The organism is uncultured Flavonifractor sp. (assembly GCF_944383115.1).
In the GTDB taxonomy this organism is placed as follows: domain Bacteria; phylum Bacillota; class Clostridia; order Oscillospirales; family Oscillospiraceae; genus Flavonifractor.
In genome coordinates, this window is sequence record NZ_CALWOJ010000014.1 from 1 (window position 1) to 25,041 (window position 25,041).

Annotated in this window: 23 protein-coding genes; 13 read left to right on the forward strand and 10 right to left on the reverse strand. The window is 63.1% G+C overall.

Annotation, left to right across the window (positions count from 1 at the left end; genetic code table 11):
- Nucleotides 1-226: 226 nt before the first annotated feature.
- The 10 genes from Q0K43_RS03000 to miaB all read right to left on the reverse strand — a co-directional run bounded on the left by Q0K43_RS03000 (nt 227) and on the right by miaB (nt 11,234).
- Entirely contained in the window at nt 227-973 is a 747-nt protein-coding gene (locus tag Q0K43_RS03000) for a DivIVA domain-containing protein (RefSeq protein ID WP_297289090.1), read from the reverse strand.
- Between the two features lie 42 nt (nt 974-1,015).
- Complete coding sequence (locus Q0K43_RS03005; RefSeq protein WP_297289091.1) at nt 1,016-1,516, reverse strand: cell division protein SepF; 501 nt, start codon at nt 1,514-1,516, stop codon at nt 1,016-1,018.
- A gap of 24 nt (nt 1,517-1,540) precedes the next feature.
- On the reverse strand, nt 1,541-2,248 hold the full coding sequence (locus tag Q0K43_RS03010) for a YggS family pyridoxal phosphate-dependent enzyme (RefSeq protein ID WP_297289092.1): 708 nt from the start codon (nt 2,246-2,248) through the stop codon (nt 1,541-1,543).
- A gap of 39 nt (nt 2,249-2,287) precedes the next feature.
- Complete coding sequence (locus Q0K43_RS03015; protein ID WP_297289093.1) at nt 2,288-3,574, reverse strand: HlyD family efflux transporter periplasmic adaptor subunit; 1,287 nt, start codon at nt 3,572-3,574, stop codon at nt 2,288-2,290.
- A 14-nt stretch (nt 3,575-3,588) separates the two neighbouring features.
- Nucleotides 3,589-3,825 carry an RNA chaperone Hfq gene (hfq, locus tag Q0K43_RS03020; RefSeq protein ID WP_297289094.1) on the reverse strand — a complete coding sequence of 79 codons (237 nt, stop codon included), beginning with the start codon at nt 3,823-3,825 and terminating at the stop codon, nt 3,589-3,591.
- A 98-nt stretch (nt 3,826-3,923) separates the two neighbouring features.
- The gene (gene mutL / locus Q0K43_RS03025) at nt 3,924-5,882 is read right to left on the reverse strand and encodes a DNA mismatch repair endonuclease MutL (RefSeq protein ID WP_297289095.1); all 1,959 of its coding nucleotides are present in this window, start codon (nt 5,880-5,882) and stop codon (nt 3,924-3,926) included.
- A gap of 100 nt (nt 5,883-5,982) precedes the next feature.
- Complete coding sequence (locus Q0K43_RS03030) at nt 5,983-6,684, reverse strand: CPBP family intramembrane glutamic endopeptidase (protein WP_297289096.1); 702 nt, start codon at nt 6,682-6,684, stop codon at nt 5,983-5,985.
- A gap of 26 nt (nt 6,685-6,710) precedes the next feature.
- The gene (gene mutS / locus Q0K43_RS03035) at nt 6,711-9,308 is read right to left on the reverse strand and encodes a DNA mismatch repair protein MutS (RefSeq protein ID WP_297289097.1); all 2,598 of its coding nucleotides are present in this window, start codon (nt 9,306-9,308) and stop codon (nt 6,711-6,713) included.
- Nucleotides 9,293-9,790 (reverse strand): transposase, encoded by a 498-nt coding sequence (locus tag Q0K43_RS03040; RefSeq protein ID WP_297289098.1) that lies wholly within the window; start codon nt 9,788-9,790, stop codon nt 9,293-9,295. The genes mutS and Q0K43_RS03040 overlap by 16 nt, the downstream gene beginning before the upstream one ends.
- A gap of 40 nt (nt 9,791-9,830) precedes the next feature.
- Entirely contained in the window at nt 9,831-11,234 is a 1,404-nt protein-coding gene (miaB, locus tag Q0K43_RS03045) for a tRNA (N6-isopentenyl adenosine(37)-C2)-methylthiotransferase MiaB (RefSeq protein ID WP_297289099.1), read from the reverse strand.
- A 143-nt stretch (nt 11,235-11,377) separates the two neighbouring features.
- Here miaB and Q0K43_RS03050 point away from each other — a divergent pair, with 143 nt between their 5' ends.
- From Q0K43_RS03050 to Q0K43_RS03110, 13 genes are all read left to right on the forward strand, one after another.
- Entirely contained in the window at nt 11,378-12,445 is a 1,068-nt protein-coding gene (locus Q0K43_RS03050) for an alanine racemase (RefSeq protein ID WP_297289100.1), read from the forward strand.
- A 20-nt stretch (nt 12,446-12,465) separates the two neighbouring features.
- Nucleotides 12,466-12,909, forward strand: a complete 444-nt coding sequence (dtd, locus tag Q0K43_RS03055; RefSeq protein ID WP_297289101.1) for a D-aminoacyl-tRNA deacylase — start codon at nt 12,466-12,468, stop codon at nt 12,907-12,909.
- 19 nt (nt 12,910-12,928) lie between these two features.
- Entirely contained in the window at nt 12,929-13,534 is a 606-nt protein-coding gene (locus Q0K43_RS03060) for an MBL fold metallo-hydrolase (RefSeq protein ID WP_297289102.1), read from the forward strand.
- Nucleotides 13,531-15,009 carry a coproporphyrinogen dehydrogenase HemZ gene (gene hemZ / locus Q0K43_RS03065; RefSeq protein ID WP_297289103.1) on the forward strand — a complete coding sequence of 493 codons (1,479 nt, stop codon included), beginning with the start codon at nt 13,531-13,533 and terminating at the stop codon, nt 15,007-15,009. The genes Q0K43_RS03060 and hemZ overlap by 4 nt, the downstream gene beginning before the upstream one ends.
- Nucleotides 15,010-15,020: 11 nt before the next feature.
- Nucleotides 15,021-15,965 carry a uridine kinase family protein gene (locus Q0K43_RS03070; protein ID WP_297289104.1) on the forward strand — a complete coding sequence of 315 codons (945 nt, stop codon included), beginning with the start codon at nt 15,021-15,023 and terminating at the stop codon, nt 15,963-15,965.
- Nucleotides 15,966-16,179: 214 nt separating this feature from the next.
- The gene (locus tag Q0K43_RS03075) at nt 16,180-17,001 is read left to right on the forward strand and encodes an Mrp/NBP35 family ATP-binding protein (protein WP_297289105.1); all 822 of its coding nucleotides are present in this window, start codon (nt 16,180-16,182) and stop codon (nt 16,999-17,001) included.
- A gap of 191 nt (nt 17,002-17,192) precedes the next feature.
- Nucleotides 17,193-17,804 carry a peptidoglycan recognition protein family protein gene (locus tag Q0K43_RS03080; protein WP_297289106.1) on the forward strand — a complete coding sequence of 204 codons (612 nt, stop codon included), beginning with the start codon at nt 17,193-17,195 and terminating at the stop codon, nt 17,802-17,804.
- A 65-nt stretch (nt 17,805-17,869) separates the two neighbouring features.
- Nucleotides 17,870-17,992, forward strand: coding sequence for a hypothetical protein (locus Q0K43_RS03085; RefSeq protein WP_297289107.1), 123 nt, complete (start codon nt 17,870-17,872; stop codon nt 17,990-17,992).
- 137 nt (nt 17,993-18,129) lie between these two features.
- Nucleotides 18,130-20,121, forward strand: coding sequence for a DNA gyrase/topoisomerase IV subunit B (locus tag Q0K43_RS03090; protein WP_297289108.1), 1,992 nt, complete (start codon nt 18,130-18,132; stop codon nt 20,119-20,121).
- A gap of 14 nt (nt 20,122-20,135) precedes the next feature.
- The gene (locus Q0K43_RS03095; RefSeq protein ID WP_297289109.1) at nt 20,136-22,379 is read left to right on the forward strand and encodes a DNA gyrase/topoisomerase IV subunit A; all 2,244 of its coding nucleotides are present in this window, start codon (nt 20,136-20,138) and stop codon (nt 22,377-22,379) included.
- Nucleotides 22,380-22,406: 27 nt separating this feature from the next.
- Nucleotides 22,407-23,273 (forward strand): YitT family protein, encoded by an 867-nt coding sequence (locus Q0K43_RS03100; RefSeq protein WP_297289110.1) that lies wholly within the window; start codon nt 22,407-22,409, stop codon nt 23,271-23,273.
- Nucleotides 23,274-23,307: 34 nt separating this feature from the next.
- Nucleotides 23,308-23,898, forward strand: a complete 591-nt coding sequence (locus Q0K43_RS03105) for a lactate utilization protein (protein WP_297289111.1) — start codon at nt 23,308-23,310, stop codon at nt 23,896-23,898.
- A gap of 21 nt (nt 23,899-23,919) precedes the next feature.
- Nucleotides 23,920-24,972, forward strand: a complete 1,053-nt coding sequence (locus tag Q0K43_RS03110; protein WP_297289112.1) for a hypothetical protein — start codon at nt 23,920-23,922, stop codon at nt 24,970-24,972.
- The last annotated feature ends 69 nt before the right edge of the window (nt 24,973-25,041 follow it).

Here is a 25,041-nt window from a genome sequence, read left to right on the forward strand (position 1 = left end):
GTAACGGGGCCAGCCGCGGCTGCCTACTTAAAGTTCAGCGGCCATGCTCGGAGGTGATTTTCCCGGCCCGTCCTGTCCGCCTTGCACCAAAACGGCGGCTCTCTGCGCAGGGTTGGGGGCGGTACTCGTCCTCGTCACAGCGTTTTGCAGATAAAAATCACTGGGAGACGCCCTTTTTCGGCGTCTCCCAGTATCTTACCCGTTTGCAGGGATTCTGTCAAGAGGTTCAGCGGATTTCGTAATCCTTGCCGAATTGCAGATTGTCAAAGTCGATGCGGCGGGTGGGTTCTTCCACCTCGTCCACCTCGTCCTCGTCCTCCTCCGGCTCCGCCGGACGGGGGGCGGCGGCCTTGCGGCCGCTGAGTTCCATCAGCTCGTCATAGAGGCTGCTCTCCTGGGCCGCTTCCCCCTTGGGGGCGGACGCTTCGGCGGCGTCCTCCTGCTCCTGCTGGAGCAGACGCTCCACCTGCGCGCCGATATCCCGCACGGCGTCCTCCACCGGGTCGGCGGGGGCGGGCGGGGCGGCGGTCACCTGAGACAGGCCGTTCAAAAAGTCCATCTCGTGCTGGTGCAGCTCCTTGAGCTTGCCCACATAGGCGGCGGTGGACTGCTGGGCGGCCATAAGACGCATCTGCTCGTCCCGGATGGACTGCTGCAGTTCGGCCACCCGGGCCTTGGCGTCGGCCTCGGCGTTCTGGAGCAGCTGATTGCGCTTCTGCTCGGCCTCGGCCACCAGGTCATCGGCCATCTTCTGGGCGGTCATCAGGGCCTTGCGCATGGCGTCCTCGGTGGAGCGGTACTCCTCCACCTTCTCCACCAGCACCTTCATTTTAGCCTTCAGGGTGGCGTTTTCTTTGTACAGGGTGGTGTAATCCGCCGTCAGGACGTCCAGAAACTCGTCCACCATTGTCATGTTATAGCCGTTAAACGCCTTGGTAAAGGCGTGTTCAGAGACTTCCTGCGGCGTCAGCATAGGTCAATTCCCCCTGTTTTATGTGGTTTGCGCGTATAGCGTTTAGAAATACAGCCCGTTGTTTTCCAGTTCATCAATCAGATCGCCCAGAATGTCCACGTTGTAGGGCGTGATGATGTAAGTGGAGATGGCCACCTTCTTGATCTTGCCCTCGTTGGCGTAGGCCACGCCGGACAGGAAGTCCAGCAGGCGGCGGGCAATGTCCTTGTTGGTCGATTCCAGGTTGAGGACCACGGTGCGCTTCTCACGCAGATGATCGGCGATCTCGCTGGCGTTTTCAAACCGCTCGGGCTTTACCAGCACCACCTGCAGCTGGGTGGTGGTGTGGATGTTGACCACCTTGTTGCTGCGGCGATCACTGTCGGTGGAATAGAGGCTGCCGGTGGAGTCCTGGACGGCCTGGCTTTTGGCGCTCTTGCGCTCGCCGCCGGTACGGTCCATCCGCTCGCTGCGGGAGACGGGTTCAAAATCGTCCTCAAAGTCGTCCTCCGGCTCGTCCTCGTAGGGGCGGGCCAGCCGCCGCAGTTCATCAAACAATCCCATATTCGGTTACCTCCTAAGATCCGATCATACTTGGTGCATGGGCGGGCGGGGACCAAACAGGGCGGTGCCCACCCGCACCAGGGTGGCGCCCTCCCGGACGGCGTCCTCATAGTCGCCGCTCATTCCCATAGAAAGACAGTCGATTGTGGTTCCATTATCCGACATCTTGTCTCTTATGTCAACATAAAGCTGCCGCATTTTTTGAAAAAAGGGCCGGTTTCCGTCAGGTCCCTCGGCCACGGGGGGGATGGCCATCAATCCCCGCAGGCGCACGTTGGGACAGGCCGCCGCCTTCTGGGCCAGGGCGGGCAGCTCGTCGGGGGAAATACCGCTTTTGGACTCCTCCCCGCCGATATTGATCTCCAGCAGAATGTCCTGCACCAGGTCCAGCTTGGCGGCCTGGGCCTGGATGGCGTCCAGCAGATGTTCCGAACCCACCGACTCGATGAGATCCACCCGGCCCACCACCTGCTTTACCTTGTTGGTCTGAAGATGGCCGATAAAATGGAGCGCGGCCCCGGCATAGGCGTCGTCGGCCAGATGGGCGGTCATCTCCTGCACCCGGTTTTCTCCGCAGATGGTGACGCCGGCGGCAATGGCCTGCCGGATGGTATCCGAGGTCTGCACTTTCGTGGCGGCTACCAGAGTGATCTCGGACGGGTCCCGGCCCACTTCCCGGGCCGCGGCGGCGATGTTGGCCTTGACCTGTGCTACTTTCTCTTCCAGGGACATGATACGCACCTCCAAAAAATAAACACACAAAATGCCGGATTACGCAATGACCTTGCCGTCGTACAGCTCACCGGAGGAGATAATGATCTGATCTCCTGCCCGCAGGGCCTTTTTGGCCTGGGAGGCCACGGTGGAGGTCACCGGTTCCACCAGAATAAAGTTATCCTCTTCTGCCAACACGGTGACCTGCTTGAATTCAGCCCGCTGGCCCACCAGGGCGTACACCCCGGTGACCGAGATCTGGGACTGCTCCCCGGTCTCGCTGTCGGTGACGGTCTGCTGATCCACCCGCAGGGCCTCCTTGGGCAGGCGGATACCGGTAATGGTGTCAAAGACCAGATCCACCGTCTGCCGCCGCAGCAGGGTGGTGTCGGACAGGAACTTGTCGGTGGACAGCACCACCGCCACCTGCCCTCCCTCCGGGTCGCTCAGCCGCTCCACCTTCATGTCCACCTCACCCGACCAGTCCCGGGAGAACCGGACGGTGACGGTGCGTCCCTCCACCAGACGAGCGGCGTCCCCCTCCGACAGGGTACAGGTGAAGTACCAGGTGGAGTTGGTAATAAGCTTGCCGATGGCGGTGGGATCCTCCGCCGGCTTTTGCCTGGCCAGTTCCTCCAGTTGAGCGGGGGTGAGGGTCTCCAGCATGGCCGGAGTGATGAGGCTCTCATACCCGTCCACCAGGCCGGAGAAGATCCCCGACTGGGCGGCGGTCACCCGGCTGGTATTCTGGGAGGTTTGGGCGGTAAGGGTGTTGATCTGGGCGTTTACCTCGTCCAGAGAGGCCTGGAGGGCGGCGGCGGAGTCCCCCTCTTCCTCCCCGAAGGTATAGCTGCGCTTGTATACCAGGCTCTTCAGTTCCATGGTCTGGCTCTCCAGACCGGTCAGGTCTCCGGAGGCCACGGCGCCCCGCAGGCTCGCAATGGCATCGGCCACCCGGCTGCTGAGCTGGGCGGAATCTCCGCTCCCCCCGGTCTGGGCCAGGGCGTACTCCAGCTGTTCCTGCTCCAGCAGCAGCTGCTGGAGGGTCTCCCGCTGGGTAAGGCCGGCGTCGCTCTGATAGAGCAGCGCCACCGTCTCGCCCAGGCTCACCTTTTCCCCCTCTTCGGGCAGGATCTCAACGGTACCCCCCTGGCCGGGGAGAACGGTCTCCGCCCGGACCAGAAAGCCGGTGGCTTCCAAACTATCGTCCACCGCATAGCTGTAAGCCGTTACCGTGGGATAGAGATCCCGCAGGCTGCTCAGGGCGGAGGCCGCAATGGTGATGACCACAGCGGCCAGCACCACCAGCATGACGATACGGGCGTTCAAAGAACCTTGCTTCATAGGCGCTCCTTTTATCAGTCGCCATGCTCCTCCCGCTCCAGAGAGATGGCCCGCTCGGGCACAATGGTGGAGATGGCGTGCTTGTAGATCACCTGCTGCTTGTCCCCTGTCATAAGTACCACCACAAAGGCGTCATAGCCCACGATCTGACCCTTGAGCTGATAGCCGTTCATCAAAAAGGCGGTGACATTGGCCCGGGTACGCCGGGCGCGAAGCAGAAACAAATCTTGCAGGTTGGGTGTCTTTTGCATATGGATGCACTCCTTTTTCTCTGAGATGCATCCAATATATACCAATTATTGGATAATTTAAGTCGAATCCTGGGGAAGCGACCACATTTCCCGGGGAGTTACGCTCTGCCGAACCGTTTTTCAATCTGTTGGCGGGTCAATTCTATGGCCACCGGCCTGCCGTGGGGACAGTATTTGACTTCCCCCGCCATAACAGCTTTAGCCACCTTGAGCAGCTCGGCCTCCCCGTTTTTCTGGCCCCCCTTGATGGCGGCTTTGCAGGCCATGGTGTGGAGCAGGGCGTCCCGGGCGGCGTCCGGGTCAGCGGTGCCGCAGGTGATGAGCCTGCCCGCCAGCTCCAGCAGTACGTCGGGAATGGCGGCGGCGTCCACATCGTCGGGGGCGGTGCGGACAATGATAGCCCCGCCGCCGAAGTCCTCCGCCTCAAAGCCGAAACGCTCCAGCAGGGGCAGCTGGGAGAGCAGCGCCGCCCCCTCCTCCGCCGGAGGGGTGAACACCACCGGGGTGAGCAGGGCCTGGACCATGGGGGTGTACCCCGCCGCCTTCAGCCGGTCAAAGTTCATCCGCTCATGGGCGGCGTGCTTGTCGATGAGCAGCACCTTGTCCCCCTGCTCCACGATGATGTAGGTGTTTAAGACCTCCCCCGCCATGCGCCAGGGTATTTCGTCGGCGCAAGCTGCGTATCCCTCGCTTTGCCGTTCACGGCAAAGCTCGCTCTCTGCGCTGCGCCTCCTCTCCCCACCGGACCCGCTGGCGCTGGGCTCCGGCGGGGGCCCCGCTTCCGGTTCGGGCTGGATGGGAGTCTGGGGTTCCACAGGGGGAATGGTGGGAACGGCTTCCTTTTCGACCACCGTAGGGGCGACCCTTGTGGTCGCCCGCACAGGTTGAGCGGTTTGGGCAGGCCGGGCGGCGAAGTCCCGCAGGGGCAAAGACGGCGCGGGCTTGACCTCCGCCTTGCGGGGCGGCTCCGCCGTCATGGTGCGGAAGGTGGTCTGGTGGAGGGTCACCGTGTCCTGGGCTGCCTTGGGGGCCAGCCGGGGACTGTCCGCCAGGGCGGAGGGCCGGGACCGGTCGGCCTCCAGGGTGGATTTCACGGCGTAGTACACCGCGTCGAATACCTTCTTGTCGCTGCCGAACTTGACCTCCTGCTTGGTGGGGTGGACGTTTACATCCACGGCGTTGAGCCTGGTCTGGAGGTGGAGGACGCAACCGGGGAACTTGCCCACCATCTTCTGGTTGGCGTAGGCCTCCTCCAGCGCGGCCATCATGGTGCGGCTTTTCACATACCGGCCGTTGACAAAGAAGTGCTGATAGCCCCGGCTGCCCCGGCAGCAGGTGGGCAGGGACACAAAGCCGGTGACGCTCATATCCTCCCCGGAGCCCTTCACCGGGGTAAAGCCCAGGGCCAGGTCACGGCCCAGCACGGCGTACAGCGCCGATTTCAGCTGGCCGTCGCCGGGGGTAAGCAGATCCTGTTTGCCGTCCCGGAGGAACTTAATGCTCACCTCCGGGTGGGACAGGGCCAGCCGCTGCACCATGGCGAAGCAGGCGGCGCTCTCGGCGGAGTCCTTCTTCATAAACTTGAGCCGGGCGGGAGTGTTGTAGAACAGGTCTTTCACCACCATGGTGGTACCCTGGGGACAGCCCGCCTCCTGCTGATCCACCAACACGCCCCCCTCCAGGGAGAGGGCGGCGCCCAGGGGAGAATGGTTGGTGCGGGTGAGCAGTTCCACCCGGGACACGGCGGAGATGGCGGCCAGGGCCTCCCCCCGGAAGCCCAGGGTACCGATGGCCTCCAGGTCGTACTCGGTACGCAGCTTGCTGGTGGCGTGGCGGAGAAAGGCGGTGGGGGCCTCGTGGGCCTCGATGCCGCAGCCGTTGTCGGTGACCCGGATGAGGGCCATGCCCCCGTGCTGGATCTCCACCGTCAGCTTGTCGGCCCCGGCGTCGATGGCGTTCTCCATCAGTTCCTTTACCACGGAGGCGGGCCGCTCGACGACTTCACCGGCGGCAATCAGGTCGGCCACATGGGAGTCAAGTTGTTGGATGTGAGGCATAGAAATACCTGCTTTCTAAAGGGAGAGATAACGGGCGGTCCGGGAGGCCCGCCCCTACATGGTTGGGAGTAGGGGGCGGCGTCCCCGACGCCCCGCGGGATCAGCTCAGCGCCCCCAGCAGCGTAAACCCATTGAGGACCATGTGCAGGGCAATGGCGCTCCAGATGGAGCCCCCCCGGTCGTAGCACCAGGTGAGGGCCAGGGCCCCAGGCACATACTGGATCGTCAGCAGCAGATATCGCAGATCCAGTGTGCCAAAGGCATACACGAACTGGACGGTGCAGTAGAAGGCATATACCGCCACCGACAGCACATAGCCCAGGACCCGGCTGTAGCCCCGCACCGAGCTGAAAAGCAGGCCCCGGAACAGGGGTTCCTCCACCATTGGCATCAGCACCACCAGGATGAGGACGGTGGCGCCGGGGGCAAAGGCATACTGCTCGGGGTAGCTCATCAGGTTGGGGTTCTGCACCGGCAGAGGGATGAGCCCCACCAGGAAGGAGAGTATTTCGGCCCCCACCAGGCCGGTAACGAAGGCAAACAAATTTTCCGGCAACCAGTCCAGCAGCAGGTGGAACCCATGCCGCAGGAAGGACCAGAACACCAGGAAGGTCAGGGCGGTAATAATGAGGTAGTATACCGCGTTGGCCTCGGCCACCGGGAACTCCCCCTCATAGGACCGCTGAACCCAGCCCATAAGCCAGGGGAACAAAAACACATACAGGGCGAAAAAGACCCAGCCCCGGTAGCATTCCGCCCGGGTGATCTGGGGCCGCCAGGGGCGGCGTCGTCCGGTGAGCATGGCGCGGTCCTCCTTTGTGGTCGGTTTTATACCAGCTGCTTCAATTCAAAGAGCAGGTTCATGGCCTCGATGGGGGTGAGGGTATTGAGATCCACCCCGCGCAGCCGCCGGGCCACCTCGCCGCCCCCCATGTCCAGCAGGGACACCTGGTCGGGGGCGGGAGCCGCCGGGGCCTGGGGGGTCTGCACCCCGCCTGCCTCCAGCTCTTTCAGGATGTGGCGGGCCCGGGTGATGACCTTGTCAGGCACCCCGGCCAGCTTGGCCACTTCGATGCCATAGCTCTGGTCGGCCCCGCCGGGGACGATCTTCCGCAGGAAGAGAATGTCGTCCCCCTTCTTCTTGGCGGCGATGTTGTAGTTCTTCACCCCGGGGATGACCCCCTCCAGGGCGGTGATCTCATGGTAGTGGGTGGCAAACAGGGTCTTGGCCCCCAGCTTTTTCTTGTCGGCGCAGTACTCCAGCACCGCGCGGGCAATGGACATACCGTCGTAGGTGGAGGTGCCCCGGCCGATCTCGTCCAGGATGAGCAGGCTCTTGCTGGTGGCGTTTTTTAAGAGTTCCGCCACCTCGGTCATCTCCACCATGAAGGTGGACTGACCGGCGCTCAGGTCGTCGCTGGCTCCGATGCGGGTGAATACCCGGTCCACGATGCCGATGCGGGCGGACTTGGCGGGGACGAAGGAACCCATTTGGGCCATCAGGACGATAAGGGCCACCTGGCGCATGTAGGTGGACTTGCCCGCCATGTTGGGGCCGGTAATGATGGCCACCGTGTTGTCTTTTCCGTCCATCCGGGTGTCGTTGGGGACAAAGAGGGCATTTTTCAGCATCTTTTCCACCACCGGGTGGCGGCCCTCGGAAATTTCGATGGCGTCGGACAGATCCACCTCCGGGCGGCAGTAGCCGTTCTCGGCGGCCACGGCGGCAAAAGAGGCCAGCACATCCACCTGGGCCACGGCGGCGGCGGAGCGTTGGATCTCCCCCACCCGGGCGGCGGCCTGACAGCGCAGGTCACAGAAGAGCTGATACTCCAGGGCGGTGACCCGGTCCTGGGCGGACAGGATCTCATGCTCCAGGTCCTTCAGCTCCTGGGTGATGAACCGCTCGCAGTTGGCCAGGGTCTGCTTGCGGATGTAGTCCTCCGGCACCTGGTCGTAGTAGGATTTGGATACCTCGATGTAGTAGCCGAACACCTTGTTAAAGCCCACCTTCAGGCTCTTGATGCCGGTCTTTTCCTTCTCTCTGGCCTCCACGGCGGCCACCAGGTCCTTGCCGCCGGTGAGGATGCTCCGCAGCCGGTCCACCTCCGGGTCGTAGCCGTCCCGGATAAAGCCCCCCTCCCGGACCGAGAAGGGCGGATCGTCGCAGATGGCGGAGCAGATCAGCTCCCGCAGCTGGGGCACATCGTCCAGGCCGGCGGCCAGGGAGGTGAGCAGGGCGCCGGAGTAGGGGGAGAGCAGCTCCCGCAGCCGGGGCAGCTTGCCCAGGCCGGCGGCCAGGGCCGCCAGGTCCCGGCCACCCGCAGTGCCGTACACAATGCGGCCGATGAGCCGCTCCAGGTCGGTGATCTCCCGCAGGGTGTCCTTCAGCTCCTCCCGGCCGATGGGGTCGCCCACCAGCTCCTCCACCGCACCCAGCCGACGGCTGATGGCGCCGGGAGAGAGCAGGGGCCGCTCCATCCAGGTGCGGATGAGCCGGTGGCCCATAGCGGTGCGGGTCTTGTCCAGCACCCACAGCAGGCTCCCCTTTTTCTCCTTGGAGCGGAGGGTCTCGGTCAGCTCCAGGTTGCGCCGGGCGGTGAGGTCCAGCTCCATGAACTGGCCGGAGGTGAACCAGGTCAGGGTGGTGATGTGGGAGAGGTCGGTTTTCTGGGTCTCGTAGAGATAACTCAACAGGCCGCCCACCGCCTGGAGGGCGTGGTCGTCCCCCTCCGGCAGCTGATCCAGGCCGCCGGTGAACTGCTCCTCCACCAGGGCGCGGGCGGAATCGGGCCGAAAGCGGGCCTCCCCGCCGTTCTCGCACCGGCAGCCCAGCTGATTGGTGAGAAAGTCCAGCAGGGCGGCGTCGCTGTAGGCCCCGTCGGACAGCATGGCCTCCCGGGGGGAGAAGCGGCCCAGCTCGTTGCACAGGTGTTCCTTGGCGTCGGGGCCGGTAAAGGAGGTGACGGAGATCTCGCCGGTGGAGATGTCGCAGAAGCACAGCCCCGCCCCGGCGGAGTCGGCACAGACGGCGCAGATAAAGTTGTTGCGGCCCTCCTCCAGCATGGAGGAGGCGATGACGGTGCCGGGGGTGACGATACGGATGATGTCCCGGTCCACCAGCCCCTTGGCGGTGGCGGGGTCCTCCATCTGCTCGCAGATGGCCACCTTGTAGCCCTTGGCGATGAGCCGGGCGATGTAGGCGTCGGCGCTGTGGTAGGGCACGCCGCACATGGGGGTGCGCTGATCCTCCGGCTTGCCCCGGTCCCGGGTGGTGAGGGTGAGATCCAGCTCCCTGGAGGCCAGCTTGGCGTCCTCCTGGAACATCTCGTAGAAGTCGCCCAGCCGGAAAAAGAGGATGCAGTCCGGGTGAAGTTCCTTCATTTTCAGATATTGGCGCATCATGGGAGTCAGTTCCGACGGCATGGCGGGCGCTCCTTTTCTGTCTCAGTATAGTAGCGATCCAGTTCCCATTTTAATGGGTTCTGGTCAATATAGGTCCAAATGGTTTGAAAATCATCGGTGTTGCGGACGATGTGGTCGTGATAGCCCCGCTGCCAGACCGGTGTGCCCCAGGCTTTGGTCACCAAAGTCTTAAAGGAACGCACCACGTTGGTCAGCGTAGGGGCCGATGCCTTCATCGGCCCGCTCTCCAGGGTTACCAGAAAATGAACGTGGTTGGGCATAATCACAAATTTAATGATGCCGGGGATAGAGGACAGATGGCGCTCTGCCAGCTGTCCCAGAGGGGTGAGCCTGATCTGCGGGGCGATGTAGGCATCGCCCCCTACGATGGTGGACAGCGTATGGCGGCGGTCCTTGGTGCAGATAGTAATAAAATAGGTGCCGCCGGAGGTGTAATCCCAGGTTTTTAAGCGGAGATTCTTACGGACGGGATAATCGGGCATTGGGAAACCCTCCTTTGCGGGCCGATGTGGGCATCGGCCCCTACACCTTCTCCCCCATCAAAGACCACTTGTTGGCCCCGGTGATCTTGACCTGCACAAACTGCCCGATGAGGGACTCCTCCCCGGTGAGGCGCACCAGCCGGTTGCCGGAGGTGCGGGCGGTGAGGCCCTTGTCATCCTGCCCGTCCACCAGGCAGCGCACCGTTTTCCCAATATAGGCCGCGTGCTTTTCCTCGGAAATCTGGTCCTGCCGCTCCACCAGCCGCTGGAACCAGGCCGCCTTCTCCTCCTTGGAGACGGGGTCTTCCATCTTGGCGGCGGGGGTGCCCACACGGGGGGAATAGATAAAGGTAAAGAGGGCGTCAAACCGCACCTCGTCCAGCAGGGTCATGGTCTGCTCGAATTCCTCCGCCGTTTCCCCGGGGAAGCCCACGATCACGTCGGAGGTGATGACCACGTCGGGGATGGCCTCTCTCAGCCGGCGCACCTTGTCCAGGTAGCCCGAGCGGTCATACACCCGGTTCATGGCCTTCAGCACCCGGTCGCTGCCCGCCTGGAAGGGCAGGTGGAAGCAGGGGGCGATCTTGGGGGAGGACGCCATGGTGTCAAAGAGCTTCTGGGAGGCGTCCTTGGGGTGGCTGGTCATAAAGCGCAGCAGGAAGTCCCCGGGAATCTCGGAGGCCGCCTTCAAGAGGTCGGCAAAGTCACAGGGAGAGTCCAGATCCTTGCCGTAGGAGTTGACGTTCTGGCCCAGCAGGGTGATGTCCTTGTACCCCTCGGCCACCAGGCCCCGGATCTCATCCAGAATGACCTCCGGCTGACGGGACCGCTCCCGGCCCCGGACGTAGGGCACGATGCAGTAGGTGCAGAAGTTGTTGCAGCCGTACATAATGGATACCCAGGCCTTCACCCTGTCCTGGCGCACCACCGGGATGCCCTCGGCGATGGAGCCGGGCTCGTCGGCGATGTCGAAGATTCTCCCCCGGCGGGTCACCAGCCGGTACAGGAGTTCCGGGAACCGCCACAGGGCGTGGGGCCCGAACACCAGGTCCACCTGCCGGTAGCTCTCTTTGATCTTCTGGGCACGGTGGGGCTCCTGAGCCATGCAGCCGCACACGCAGATGAGCTGGTTGGGCTTGGCCCGCTTGGTGTGGACCAGGGCGCCCACGTTGCCCAGCACCCGCATTTCGGCGTGTTCCCGGATGGCGCAGGTGTTGATGAGGATCAGGTCGGCTTCCGCCTCGCTGTCGGTGAAGTCGTAGCCCATCTCCCGCAGGTAGCCCCGCAGTCGCTCGGAGTCGGCCTCGTTCTGCTGGCAGCCGTAGGTATCCACAAAGGCCAGCGGGGGCGTGGGGCGGGCGGCGTTGCGCTCATGGAGTTTCTGGCAGAAGTCCCGCTGACGCGCCACGTCGGCGGGGGAAATTTTGGTGGTCTGTCGGTTCAAAACGGTTCCTCCCGAAAAGTCTGTATCAATACATAATCATAGCACTTTTCCGGGTCAAACACAAGGCCTGTCCCCTTTTCATTGACTGGATTCGGCGGGGAGTATATAATGGTAGAGACTATCCACGGAAAGGCGGCGGAGCCATGAAAACCCTGGTCATCGAGCGGGACGCACTGAAACATAATATCTCCGTGGTCAAGGAGCGGGCGGGGGGCGCCGTGATCTACGGCGTGGTCACCGGGGACGGCCAGGGAGCCGGCCTCATTGAACTGGCCCGCGCCCTCCGGGCCGAGGGCATCGGCCGCTTTGCCGTGTCCGAGGTGGCGGAGGCCGCCGCCCTGCGGAAGGCGGGCTTTGTGGAGGAGGAGATCCTCATGCTCCGCTGCACCACCGACCGGGAGGAGCTGGAGGGGCTGCTGGATCTCAACGTGATCTGCACCGTGGGCTCCCACGACAGCGGCATGGCCCTCAACGGGGTGGCGGAGGCCCGCTCCACCGTGGCCGAGGCCCACATCCAGATCGACACCGGCATGGGCTTCGGCGGCTTTCTCTCCGCCGAGCCGGAGAAGATTTTGTCCACCTTCCGGGATCTGCCCAACATTGCCGTGTCCGGGGTGTGTACCCAGCTGTACACCAAGAGCCGCAAGGGCAAGGCCCTGTCCGCCCAGGTGGCGGAATTCACCAAAACGGTGGAGGCCATCCACGCCGCCGGGTTTGAGACGGGTACCGTCCACGCCGCCGGGTCCTATGTGCTGATGCACCATCCCGACGCCCGGCTGGGGGGTGTCCGGGCGGGTACCGTGCTGATGGGCCGGTGCCGCCGGGCCAGAGGGGACGGCCTGCGCCGGGTGGGCTACGGCGAGGTGAAGGTGGAGGAAACCCGCTGGGTACCCAAGGGCCATATTGTGGGGGGCAATACGCCCGCGCCCCTGAAAAAGAACACCCGGGTGGCGGTGCTGCCGGTGGGCTACCAGAACGGCTTCGGTATGGGTCGGCCCTGGGCGGGGGGCTTTTTCTCCGCCCTGCGCCGGTGGCTTGCCCAGCGGCAGATCACCATCCGGATCAACGGCCAGAAGGCCAGGGTCATCGGCGGCATCGGCGCCATCGAGACCATCGTGGATGTGACCGACCTGAACTGTGCCGCTGGAGACCGGGCGGTGTTTGATATCGACCCCATTTTTGCCAAGGGATTTGTCCGGGAATACCGGTAAATCAGAAAGGAATTGAAACGATGCGTGCAGTTGTGACCCGCGTGAAGAATGCCTCCGTCACCATCGACGGCAAGGTAAACGGCGAGATCGGCCAGGGCTTCCTGGTGCTGCTGGGGGTGGCCCCCGGCGATACCGAGGCCCAGGCCGTCAAGATGGCCGACAAGGTGTGCGGCCTGCGTATTTTTGAGGACGAGAACGAGAAGATGAACCTGAACCTGGAGGCGGTGGGGGGCTCCCTGCTGGTGGTGAGCCAGTTCACCCTCTACGCCGATACCAAGTCCCGCCGCCCCGGCTTCTCCGGGGCCGCCAAGCCGGACATCGCCATCCCCCTGTATGAGAAGTTCATGGCCGAGTGCGCAAGCCGGGGCTTTGAGGTCCAGCACGGCGAATTTGGGGCGGATATGCAGGTCTATTCTCAGAACGACGGCCCTGTGACCATTTTGCTGGACACCGATACCATGTAAAGAAGGGGGCAGACAACCTATGAAAATTCGCGTTTTACAGGTGGGGCCCATTGGCACCAACTGCTACCTGCTGGAGGACGAGCATACCAATACCGCCGCCGTGGTGGACCCCGGCGACGAGGCCGACCGCATCCTGGCCCAGGCCAGGGAGGACGGGGTGGAGATCAAGCTCATCCTCCTCACCCACGCCCACTATGACCACACCACCGGCGTGGCGGGGCTGCTCAAGGCATTGCCCGGCATCCCGGTGTACCTCCATCCCGACGACGCCGCCCGGCTGGGCAGCCCGGTGTTCCCCCCGCTGGGGACCGACCCCAAGCCCTACGGCGACGGCGACGTGGTGAAGGTGGGAGGCATCGACGTGCAGGTGATCCACACCCCCGGCCACACCCCCGGCGGGGTGTGCCTGATGGCGGGAGACGCCCTCTTCACCGGCGATACCCTGTTCCAGGGTTCTATGGGCCGCACCGACCTGCCCGGCGGCAGCTATGAGGAGCTGATGGCCTCCCTGAAACGGCTGGCCGGACTGCCGGGTGACTATCACGTCCTGCCCGGCCACATGGATCTGTCCACCCTGGAGGCCGAGCGGAAGGGCAACTACTACATGCAGCAGGCCGTCCTATGAAACTATATCTCAACGGCCACGACTACAAATACGCCGCCGAGCAGATGCTGCTGACCCTGTTTCCCGACCAGCGGCCGGAGTACCCCGCCCAGCCCCCCGCCCCGGCGGAGGACGCCCTGGTTCTCTCCCTCAGCCGGGGGAGGCTGTGGGCCACCGCCACGGCAAAACTGACCTGGCGGGGTAGGACATATCGGGCAAGCCGCCGGTGTAAACTGGAAGAGCTGGCCGACCGCCTCTCCACCAGCCGGGCGTTGCAGCGCATTTTGAAGCTGGCCTTCTACGACGCCGGGGTGGCCGCACGGGGGAACGAGCCCCCCTGGGGGGCGCTGACCGGCGTGCGGCCGGTGAAGATCCCTACCCGGGCCATGCTGGCGGGAGCCACGCCGTCCCAGGCGGAGCAGGTACTCAAAGACACCTACCGGGTGTCCCCCCTGCGGCGGCGGCTGGCCATGGACTGCGCCCGGGCCAGTCTGGAGGCCCAGCGGAGCCTGAAACCGGAGGAGGTGTCCCTCTATGTGGGTATTCCCTTCTGCCCCACCCGGTGCGCCTACTGCTCCTTTGTGTCCGCCGACGTGGGCCGGGCCCTCAAGCTCATCGACCCCTTTCTGGACTGCCTTTCCCGGGAAATCAAGGCCACCGGCCAGATGCTGGCGGGGGCAGGCCTGAAAGTACGCACCGTCTACTTCGGCGGCGGCACCCCCACCACCCTGTCGGCCCTTCAGCTGGACCGGCTTATGGGGGGCCTCGCCGATTCCATTGACCTGTCCTGCTGCACCGAGTACACGGTGGAGGCGGGACGGCCCGACACCATTACCCGGGAAAAGCTGGAGGTCCTCTTCCGCCGGGGCTGCGGCCGGGTGTCGGTGAATCCCCAGACCATGCAGGACCATGTGCTGGCCGCCATGGGCCGGGCCCATCGGGCTGAGGACATCCGCAGGGCCTACGCCCTGGCCCGGGACAGCGGCATCCCCTGCGTCAACATGGATCTCATCGCCGGTCTGCCCGCCGACAGCGTGGACGGCTTCCGTTCCTCCCTGGATCAGGTGCTGGCCCTGGCGCCGGAGAATATCACCGTCCATACCCTGGCCATGAAGAAGGGCTCCCGGCTGATGGAAGAAGGAAGTGCGGTTCCCTCGGACGACGACGTGGCCGCCATGCTGGAGTACGCCTGGTCTGCCCTGGGTGGGGCGGGGCAGATCCCCTACTACCTCTACCGTCAGAAGTATATGTCCGGCTCCTTTGAGAACGTGGGCTGGTGCCTGCCGGGCACCGAGAGCCTCTACAACATCTGCATGATGGAGGAGCTGCACACCATCGTCTCCCTGGGGGGCGGCGGGGTGACCAAGCTGGTCAACCCGGCCACCGGCTATATCGAGCGGGTTGCCAACCCCAAGTACCCCAAGGAGTATGTCGAGAAGATTGACGCCGTCTGCGCCGGGAAGGAGCAGGTGGCCCGCTTTCACAACGGCCTGTAAGGAGGTTCGCCATGTCTTATCAGCTGCAAGAGATCAACGAGAGCGTCCGTACCGACCCCAAAGGATTTCTGGAGGCCTGCGACGCCGCCTATCAAAGCCGCATTGACTCCGCGGTGGACCGCATCCTGGAGCGGATGAAGGTAAGCCCCATCGTGCTGCTGTCCGGCCCCTCCGGCTCGGGCAAGACCACCACCGCCCTCAAGCTGGAGCAGGAGCTGGAGCGCCGGGGTGTGAATACCCACACCATCTCCATGGACAACTACTATAAAACCCTCAACCGCAAGACCGCCCCCCGCACCCCCGAGGGGGACATCGACTACGAGTCCCCCCTGCTGCTGGACCTGGACCTGCTGGACGAGACCTTCTCCAAGCTGTCCCGGGGCGAGTGGGTGGTGGTGCCCAGGTACGAGTTTGCCCGCCAGATGCGCAACGACAGCCGGGGCACCTTTTTGAAGCTGGACAAAAACGAGATCGCCATCTTTGAGGGCATCCACGCCCTCAACGACGACATCTTCGGCCGCCACCCGGAGGCCACCGGCCTGTACATCTCCGCCCGCTCCAACGTACTGGAGGGGGAGGACCTGCGGTTTAAGGGCACCTGGATGCGCATTTCCCGCCGGTCGGTCCGTGACTATAATTTCCGGGGCACAGACCTTTTGGAGACCCTTCTGATGTGGTATAATGTGCGCCGGGGCGAAAAGACCTACATCTCCCCCTTCAAGAACCGGGCCAATATCATCATCGACTCCTCCCTGCCTTACGAGGTGTCGGTGTTCGCCAACTATGCCGACGCCCTGCGGGAAGCGGTGGACCAGATCCCCGCCGACAACCCCCGCTATCATGAGTTCCACGATCTGGTGGACTCCTTCCGGTACTTTGAGCCGGTGGACCCGGCTCTGGTCCCTCCCGAGTCCCTCATTCGGGAGTTCATCGGCGGCGGAACGTACAGTTACTAATAAAAGTCTAGGGGGGACTTTGTCCCCCCTAGATACAGCCCCGCCGCGCCGCAGGCGGCACAGCGGGGCTGATACCCCCCTCACCCGCGCCCACGCGGGTGGTTGCCCGCCGGTGGCGGAGCAAGCAGCGGTGTCCTGCGGCGAAATGAATTCGCCTGCGGACTTATTTTTACTGAAATCTCTGGTAACAACATAGGAAAGAAGGAAAAATACCATGTCTGAATGTACCCACAACTGTTCCTCCTGCGGCGAAAGCTGCGGCGAGCGCACCGCTCCCCAGGATCTCCACGTTCCCGCCAACGGCCTGTCCCACATCGGCAAGGTCATCGCCGTGGTCAGCGGCAAGGGCGGCGTGGGCAAGAGCCTTGTGACCTCCTCCCTGGCGGTGGCCATGCGCCGCATGGGCAAGAAGGTGGCCATTCTGGACGCCGACATCACCGGCCCCTCCATCCCCGCCGCCTTCGGCATCCACACCCGGGCCGAGGGCAGCGAGCTGGGCATCTACCCCGCCGAGACCCGCACCGGCATCGGCATCATGAGCCTCAACCTGCTCACCGAGCATGAGACCGACCCCGTGGTGTGGCGGGGCCCCGTCATCGCCGGTACCGTCAAGCAGTTCTGGACCGACGTGATCTGGGGGGACGTGGACTATATGTTCGTGGATATGCCTCCCGGAACCGGCGACGTGCCCCTGACCGTGTTCCAGTCCCTGCCCATCGACGGCATTGTGGTGGTCACCTCCCCCCAGGACCTGGTGAGCATGATCGTCACCAAGGCCGTCAAAATGGCCGAGATGATGCACATCCCCGTGCTGGGCCTGGTGGAGAACTACTCCTACTTCCAGTGCCCCGACTGCGGCAAGCGCCACGCCATCTTCGGCGAGAGCCACATCGACCAGGTGGCCGCCGGCCTGGGCCTGAAGGTGCTGGCTCGGCTGCCCATGGATCCCGCCGTGGCCGCCGCCTGCGACGCCGGCAAGATCGAGGAGCTGGAGCAGAATTACCTGGCCGACGTGGCCCGCACCCTGGCGAAATAACCAATATCAGGCTTTACAAAACGTTCATATCCGGTTCAAAACGGGTTCACAGTGAGAGGTTAGGATAAGAACCGTGGTTGAGACATACCACTCCTCTCTTTCCTCTCTTTTTCAGATCTTGGAAACACAGGCCCGCAACAGGCGGCGGGCCTGTGTTTCTGCGTTTTACCTCAAAAAGGAGGGACAAGCCCATGCCCACCCGCGTCAAAAAACGCCGCCGTTCCCCTCTGCTGCCCGCCCTTGTCGTTCTGGTGCTGATGGGAGCAGCCTTCCTGATCTGGCGGCTGGCCTTCTCAGGCCCCCAGCCCTCGGGCAACCTGCCCGACTGGGTCACCGAAAAGCTGCTCCCCGTCAATCCCTACTCCCGGCCCGGCGAGCCTTTGGAGGAGGTCAACGGCGTGGTGGTCCACTATGTGGGCAATCCGGGTACCACAGCGGCCCAGAACAACAGCTACTTCAAAAACCTGGCCACCACCGGGGAGACTTACGCCTCCAGCCACTTCCTCATCGGCCTGGACGGGGAGATCCTCTGCAACGTCCCCCTGGACGAGATTGCCTACTGCACCGGCCCCCGGAACGTGGATACCATCTCCATCGAGTGCTGCCACCCCGACGACACCGGGGCCTTTACCCAGGCCACCTATGACTCCCTCATCAAGCTGGTCCGCTGGCTCATGGACGAGTACCACCTGGATACCGACCAGGTGATCCGCCACTACGACGTCACCGGCAAGGAGTGCCCCCGGTATTTTGTCCGAAACCCGGAGGCCTGGGAACAATTTCTGGTTGATTTAAAAGAATAGTCCGTTTTATAGGACAGTTGATCCGGTATCCTGTGTATGACAACACAGGAAAGGAGCGCTGACCTATGGAATTTGAACTTCGCTATGTAAACGGACACATTGAGGTGTACGACGCTGCCGGGGCCTTCCGGTTTTCCGCCGACTCCCAGGGGGAGGCGCTTGCGGAACTGGAGGATCTGGCCGCATGAAAACAGGGCCGGGCCGCGGTTCACGCGGCCCGGCCTTTCTTGACACTTTGGCTGGATTTGGGGTAATATAATACTGTATGCGTATCAAACAGCGCCGGCTCCAGGGCCGGCATCTTTGAGGATATGAGGAGAGGCCAATGGCAAGAAGTTCTTCCCCCAAAAGTTACGGCAACGACTCCATTTCGTCCCTGAAGGGGGCCGACCGGGTCCGCAAGCGCCCGGCGGTCATCTTCGGCTCCGATGGGCTGGAGGGCTGCGAACACGCGGTGTTTGAGATCCTGTCCAACGCCATCGACGAGGCCAGAGAGGGCCACGGCGATCTCATCACACTTACCCGGTACGAGGACAAGTCCATCGAGGTGGAGGACTTCGGCCGGGGTTGCCCGGTGGACTGGAACGAGGCCGAGCAGAAGTACAACTGGGAGCTGGTGTTCTGTGAGCTGTACGCCGGCGGCAAGTACAACAACAACTCCGGCGACAACTACGAGTACTCCCTGGGCCTCAACGGCCTGGGCTCCTGCGCCACCCAGTACGCCAGCCGCTACTTTGACGCGGTGATCCACCGGGACGGCTTTGAGTACACCCTCCACTTTGAGAAGGGCGAGAACGTGGGCGGCCTGAAAAAGGAGCCCTACTCCGGCAAAAAGACCGGCTCCAAATTCCGCTGGCTGCCCGACCTGGACGTGTTCACCGACATCGACATTCCGGTGGAGTACTACCTGGACGTGCTGAAGCGGCAGGCGGTGGTCAACGCCGGGGTCACCTTCCGCTTCCGCAACCAGGTGGGGGGCAAGTTCGAGACCACCGACTTCAAGTACGAAAACGGCATTCAGGACTATGTGAAGGAGCTGGCGGGGGACAACCCCCTGACCCAGCCGGTGTTCTGGCAGACCGAGCGGCGGGGCCGTGACCGGGCGGACAAGGACGAGTACAAGGTGAAGCTCTCCGTGTCCTTCTGCTTCTCCAACACGGTGCAGATCATTGAACACTACCACAACTCCTCCTGGCTGGAGCATGGCGGCTCCCCGGAGAAGGCGGTGAAGTCCGCCTTCGTGGGGGGCATCGACGCCTGGCTCAAGGCCCAGGGCAAGTATCAGAAGAGCGAGAGCAAGATCACCTGGGCCGACGTGGAGGACTGCCTGGTGCTGGTGAGCAACAACTTCTCCACCCAGACCTCCTACGAGAACCAGACCAAGAAGGCCATCACCAACAAGTTTGTTCAGGAGGCCATGACCGAGTTTTTGCGGTCCCAGCTGGAGGTCTACTTCATCGAAAACCCCTTCGACGCCGCCAAGATCGGCGAGCAGGTGTTGATCAACAAACGCTCCCGTGAGAACGCCGAGCGCACCCGGCTGAACATCAAGAAGAAGCTGTCCGGCAATGTGGACATCTCCAACCGGGTGCAGAAGTTTGTGGACTGCCGTACAAAGGACACCACCCGCCGGGAGCTGTATATCGTGGAGGGCGACTCCGCTCTGGGCAGCGTCAAGCTGAGCCGGGACGCGGAGTTCCAGGGCATCATGCCCGTCCGGGGCAAGATTTTGAACTGCCTCAAGGCCGACTACGCCAAGATCTTCAAAAGCGAGATCATCACCGACCTTCTGAAGGTGCTGGGCTGCGGGGTGGAGGTCCACGACAAGCACGCCAAGGACCTGGCGGAGTTTGACCTGATGAACCTGCGGTGGAATAAGATCGTCATCTGTACCGATGCCGACGTGGACGGCTTCCAGATCCGCACCCTGATTTTGACCATGCTCTACCGCCTCACTCCCACCCTCATCCAGCGGGGCTATGTGTATATCGCCGAGTCCCCCCTGTACGAGATCAACTACAAGGAAAAGACCTGGTTCGCCTACTCCGACGCCGAGAAGAACGACATCGTAAACGGCGAGCTGGCGGGCAAGAAGTGTTCCATCAACCGCTCCAAAGGTCTGGGCGAGAACGAGCCCGACATGATGTGGCTCACCACCATGAACCCGGAGACCCGGCGGCTCATCAAGGTCATGCCCGAGGATGTGGCGCGCACCGCCCAGGTCTTTGACCTGCTGTTGGGCGACAACCTCCAGGGCCGGAAGGACCACATCGCCGAGAACGGGTATAAATATCTGGAGCTGGCGGATATTTCGTAAGAGGATGAAAGAACATGGCTAAGAAAAAGGACCCCCAGGAGGGGGCGAAAAAGGTCAACAACCCCAACGTCATGGGCCTGCGGCCCGAGGTGCTGGAGCAGCCCATCACCGAGACCCTGGAGCTCAACTATATGCCCTACGCCATGAGCGTCATCGTCTCCCGGGCCATTCCGGAGATTGACGGGTTCAAGCCCTCCCACCGGAAGCTGCTGTACACCATGTACCAGATGCACCTGCTGGGGGGCGCCCGCACCAAGAGCGCCAACGTGGTGGGCCAGACCATGAAGCTGAATCCCCACGGCGACGCCGCCATCTACGACACCATGGTGCGCCTCTCCCGGGGCTACGGCGCCCTGCTCCACCCCCTGGTGGACTCCAAGGGCAACTTCGGCAAGGTGTACTCCCGTGACATGGCCTGGGCGGCCAGCCGTTACACCGAGGTGCGCTTAGACCCCATCTGCGCCGAGCTGTTCCGGGATATCGACCAGGACACGGTGGACTTTGTGGACAACTACGACGGGTCCATGCAGGAACCCACCCTGCTGCCCACCACCTTCCCCAACGTACTGGTGAGCGCCAACCAGGGCATCGCCGTGGGCATGGCCTCCAACCTGTGCGGCTTCAACCTGGCCGAGGTGTGTGACGCGGCGGCGGCCTTCCTGAAAGATCCCAAGGTCAACCTGATGGAGTACCTGAAGGCCCCCGACTTCCCCACCGGCGGCGAGCTTTTGTACGACGAGGCCGCCCTGCGGCAGATCTACGATACCGGCCGGGGCTCCTTCCAGGTGCGGGCCAGGTGGCGCTACCTCAAAAGCGAGAACCTCATTGAAGTGTACGAGATCCCCTACACCACCACAGTGGAGGCCATCATGGACAAGGTGGCCGAGCTGATCAAGGCGGGCAAGATCCGCGAGATCGCCGACATGCGGGACGAGACCGACCTGAACGGCCTGAAAATCACCATCGACCTGAAGCGGGGTACCGACCCGGACAAGCTGATGGCCAAGCTGTTCAAGTCCACCACCCTCCAGGACGCCTGCTCCTGCAACTTCAATATCCTCATTGCCGGGATGCCCCGGGTCATGAGCGTGGGAGAGATCCTGGAGGAGTGGACCGCCTGGCGGATGGACGGCGTGCGCCGGCGGACCTATTTCGTGATGAAGAAGAAGCAGGAGAAGCTCCACCTGCTCAAGGGCCTGAAAAAGATCCTGCTGGACATCGACCGGGCCATCAAGATCATCCGGGAGACCGAGGAGGACGCCGAGGTGGTGCCCAACCTGATGATCGGCTTCGGCATCGACAATATCCAGGCGGAATATGTGGCCGACATCAAGCTGCGCAACATCAACAAGGAGTATATCCTCAAGCGCATTGAGGAGGTGGCCGGGCTGGAGGAGGAGATCGCCGACCTCCAGGACATCGTCAATAACCCCGGCCGCATCAAGAAGATCATTGCCACCGAGCTGGCGGCGGTGAAGAAGAAGTACGCCACTCCCCGGCGCACCGAGATCGTTTACGACTATCAGGCCGCCGGCGCCGAGGCGGAGGAGGACGAGACCCCCGACTACGCCGTCCACGTCTTCTGCTCCAAAGAGGGCTACTTCAAGAAGATCACCCCCCAGTCCCTGCGCATGAGCAGCGAGCAGAAGTACAAGGAGGGGGACGGCCCCTGGCTGTACTGGGAGGGGAGCAACCGGGATATGCTGTTGGTGTTCACCGACCAGCAGCAGTGCTACAAGGCCAGCCTCAGCGAGTTTGACGACGCCAAGGCCAGCGTGCTTGGCGATTTTCTGCCCACCAAGCTGGGCATGGACCCCGGCGAGGGCTTTGTGTGGGCCTGCCTGACCAGCGACTACTCCGGTCACCTGCTCTTCTTCTTTGAAAACGGCAAGGTGGCCCGGGTGGAGCTGGCCGCCTACCAGACCCAGACCAAGCGGCGGAAACTGACGGGGGCCTACTCCGACAAGTCCCCCCTGGCCGCCGCCCTCCATATCAAGGAGGACCTGGAGGTGGCAGTCACCTCCACCGAGGGCCGGTGCCTGGTGTTCCACACCGCCGCCCTCTCCCCCAAGACCACCCGCTCCACCCAGGGGGTCAACGTGATGAACCTCAAGCCCCGGTGGAAGGTGGAGAAGGCCGCGCCTCTGGCGGACACCACCGTGGTCAACCCCGCCCGCTACCGGGCCAGGTCCCTGCCGGCGGCGGGGGCCCTGCTCAAGGAGGAGGACCGGGGGGAGGAACAGATCAGCCTGCTGTAAACCGGCGGGAGAAATGAGGAATCCCTGTTGAAACACACGCTCAGCTACTATGTGAAAAGCTACGCCGTCATTACCCTGGGCTCCCTGCTCTACGCCCTGGCGTACAACATTTTCTACGCCCCCAACCTGGTGGCCATGGGGGGCCTTACCGGCCTGGGCCAGGTACTCAACGCCCTGATCCCCGTTCTGCCGGTGGGTACCACGGTGTTTGTGATGAACGTGCCCCTCTTCTTTTTGGGGTGGAAGTTCATTGGCGGGCACCTGCTGGTATCCTCCCTGTATGCCATGACCTTCAGCTCCTTTGCCATCGACGTGCTGGACATGATCTACCAGTTCCCGCCCATGGATACCATGCTGGCCGCCATCTTCGGCGGGGCCCTGCTGGGGGCGGGCATCGGCCTGGTATTCTCCAAGGGAGCCACCACCGGCGGTACCGACCTCATCGCCCGGCTGCTCAAGCTGAAATTTGCCTGGCTGCCCATGGGCACCCTGGTCCTTATCCCCGACTTTATCGTCATCGTGCTGGCCGCCATCGCCTTTGGCAGGGTGGAGAGCGCCCTGTACGGCCTGGTGTCCCTGTTCATCACCTCCAAGGTGATGGATATGGTACTCTACGGCCTGGACAGCTCCAAGGTGGCCTATATCATCAGTGACTCCTGCAAGGCGATCACCGACGCGGTGATCGCCATGGACCGGGGGGCCACCATCCTCCACGGAGAGGGGGCCTACTCCGGGGACCAGAAAAAGGTGCTGATGGTGGCCTTCAAGCAGAAGGAGATCGTGCCTTTAAAGGAGAAAGTCAACGAGATTGATCCCCACGCCTTCCTCATCGTGTGCGACGCCCACGACGTGCTGGGGGAGGGCTTCCGCACCTACAGCAAAGACGACATCTAAGCCCCGGCGGGCCATAGAGAAAGGAAGGGTTTCCATGACGGATTTCACCAAAGTAAAAGCCAATCTGGAGCGGCAGGGTTTTGATGTGACCTGCTTTGCCACGGCGGCGGAGGCGGCCCAATACCTGACCGGCAAGCTGGCGGGGAAAACGGTAGGTCACGGCGGCTCCGTCACCCTGCAGGAGATGGGCCTGTCCGAGAAGCTCAGCGCCTGCGCCACGGTGTACAGCCACTGGAACGGCCACAGCTTTGCTGAGGCTGCCGCCGCGCCGGTCTACCTGACCTCGGTGAACGGCCTGGCGGAGACCGGGGAGATCGTCAATATTGACGGTACCGGCAACCGGGTGGCCTCCACCATCTTCGGCCATGAGGAGGTCTACTTTATCGTAGGCCGCAACAAGCTCTCCCCCGACTACGACGCCGCCCTGTGGCGGGCCCGCAACATCGCCTCCCCCAAGAACGCCCAGCGTCTGAAGAAAGCCACCCCCTGCGCGGCAAAGGGGGACAAGTGCTATGATTGCAGCAGTCCTGAGCGGATCTGCCGGGCCTTGACGGTGCTTTGGGAAAAGCCCACCGGAGTGGGCCGGGCCGAGGTGGTACTGATCGACGAGGATCTGGGCTATTGACCTGAGAAAGGAGGCGCGGCGGTGAAACGGAGGGTATGGGCATGGACGCTGAGTCTGGCCCTGCTGCTGTCGGGCTGTTCTCTGTCTGGGTCCGTCTACACGGTGGTGGAGCCCCACGCGGAGCATCCGGTGTTGGGAGAGGATGCCTCTACGGTGAAGGCCAGTACCTATTCCGAACTGGTGAACGGGGTGCTGTTCTTTGTGTCTCAGGGCATGGAAGAGGGGATTATCCAGCTCACCGACTATAACGGCGACGTGGAGGAGGACCTGAACCGGGCCTGCCTGGAGGTGGCTCAGGAGGACCCGCTGGGCGCCTACGCGGTAGACTTTATCAAAAACGACTATACCACTATCATCACCACCTACGAGGCCACCATCACCATCTCCTACCGCCGCTCTCCCGAGCAGATCGGCAGCCTGGTGAATATCACCGGTACCAGCGCCATCCGGGAGGAGGCAGCCAACGCTCTGGCGGACTTTCAGCCGGAGCTGGCCCTGCGGGTAGGCGCCTTCACCGGCGACGCCGATACGGTAAAGGAACTGGTGCGTCAGGCCTATTACGATACGCCGGCCGCCGCCCTGGGGATGCCGGAGTGTTCGGTGACCCTCTATCCCGAGACCGGCAGCCAGCGGATCGTGGAGATCCTGCTGCGTTATTCGGAAGAGTCGGCGGCGCTGCGGCAGAAGAGCGAACAGCTTCAGGAGCGGGCGGACGCCCTTCTCTCTCCTCTCCAGCACCAGGCCGAAGGCCGGCGGCTGGCCCTGCTGATGGCCATGCTGCCGGGAACGGTGCAGGTGGACCTGGAGGGCGGCGGCCCCACCGCCTGGGATGCTCTGCTGGGTGAGGGCGCCGACGACGAGGGGCTGGCCCTGGCCTTCCAGCTGCTGTGTGACGGCCTGGCGCTGGAGGGACATATTGTGGAGGGCACGCTGGGGGGACAGCCCCACTTCTTCAACCAGTTGGATCAAAATGGAGAGATGGTATGGGTGGATCTGAGCCGCAGCACCGGCCAGACCTGGACCACCGCCCAGATGACCGAATGGGGCTATACCTGGCCGGGCCAGGCGGAGTGATCCAAAAAGACGAAAAAAAGAAGAGATTTCTCTTGACAGCGGCGGGATGGGCTGCTATAATAACATCCG

Excerpts from the sequence above, each read along its gene's own strand:
- Q0K43_RS03000 (WP_297289090.1), bottom strand. The coding sequence starts at position 973 with ATGCTGACGCCGCAGGAAGTCTCTGAACACGCCTTTACCAAGGCGTTT.
- Q0K43_RS03005 (WP_297289091.1), bottom strand. The coding sequence starts at position 1,516 with ATGGGATTGTTTGATGAACTGCGGCGGCTGGCCCGCCCCTACGAGGAC.
- Q0K43_RS03010 (WP_297289092.1), bottom strand. The coding sequence starts at position 2,248 with ATGTCCCTGGAAGAGAAAGTAGCACAGGTCAAGGCCAACATCGCCGCC.
- Q0K43_RS03015 (WP_297289093.1), bottom strand. The coding sequence starts at position 3,574 with ATGAAGCAAGGTTCTTTGAACGCCCGTATCGTCATGCTGGTGGTGCTG.
- hfq (WP_297289094.1), bottom strand. The coding sequence starts at position 3,825 with ATGCAAAAGACACCCAACCTGCAAGATTTGTTTCTGCTTCGCGCCCGG.
- mutL (WP_297289095.1), bottom strand. The coding sequence starts at position 5,882 with ATGCCTCACATCCAACAACTTGACTCCCATGTGGCCGACCTGATTGCC.
- Q0K43_RS03030 (WP_297289096.1), bottom strand. The coding sequence starts at position 6,684 with ATGCTCACCGGACGACGCCGCCCCTGGCGGCCCCAGATCACCCGGGCG.
- mutS (WP_297289097.1), bottom strand. The coding sequence starts at position 9,308 with ATGCCGTCGGAACTGACTCCCATGATGCGCCAATATCTGAAAATGAAG.
- Q0K43_RS03040 (WP_297289098.1), bottom strand. The coding sequence starts at position 9,790 with ATGCCCGATTATCCCGTCCGTAAGAATCTCCGCTTAAAAACCTGGGAT.
- Q0K43_RS03050 (WP_297289100.1), top strand. The coding sequence starts at position 11,378 with ATGAAAACCCTGGTCATCGAGCGGGACGCACTGAAACATAATATCTCC.
- dtd (WP_297289101.1), top strand. The coding sequence starts at position 12,466 with ATGCGTGCAGTTGTGACCCGCGTGAAGAATGCCTCCGTCACCATCGAC.
- Q0K43_RS03060 (WP_297289102.1), top strand. The coding sequence starts at position 12,929 with ATGAAAATTCGCGTTTTACAGGTGGGGCCCATTGGCACCAACTGCTAC.
- hemZ (WP_297289103.1), top strand. The coding sequence starts at position 13,531 with ATGAAACTATATCTCAACGGCCACGACTACAAATACGCCGCCGAGCAG.
- Q0K43_RS03070 (WP_297289104.1), top strand. The coding sequence starts at position 15,021 with ATGTCTTATCAGCTGCAAGAGATCAACGAGAGCGTCCGTACCGACCCC.
- Q0K43_RS03075 (WP_297289105.1), top strand. The coding sequence starts at position 16,180 with ATGTCTGAATGTACCCACAACTGTTCCTCCTGCGGCGAAAGCTGCGGC.
- Q0K43_RS03080 (WP_297289106.1), top strand. The coding sequence starts at position 17,193 with ATGCCCACCCGCGTCAAAAAACGCCGCCGTTCCCCTCTGCTGCCCGCC.
- Q0K43_RS03085 (WP_297289107.1), top strand. The coding sequence starts at position 17,870 with ATGGAATTTGAACTTCGCTATGTAAACGGACACATTGAGGTGTACGAC.
- Q0K43_RS03090 (WP_297289108.1), top strand. The coding sequence starts at position 18,130 with ATGGCAAGAAGTTCTTCCCCCAAAAGTTACGGCAACGACTCCATTTCG.
- Q0K43_RS03095 (WP_297289109.1), top strand. The coding sequence starts at position 20,136 with ATGGCTAAGAAAAAGGACCCCCAGGAGGGGGCGAAAAAGGTCAACAAC.
- Q0K43_RS03105 (WP_297289111.1), top strand. The coding sequence starts at position 23,308 with ATGACGGATTTCACCAAAGTAAAAGCCAATCTGGAGCGGCAGGGTTTT.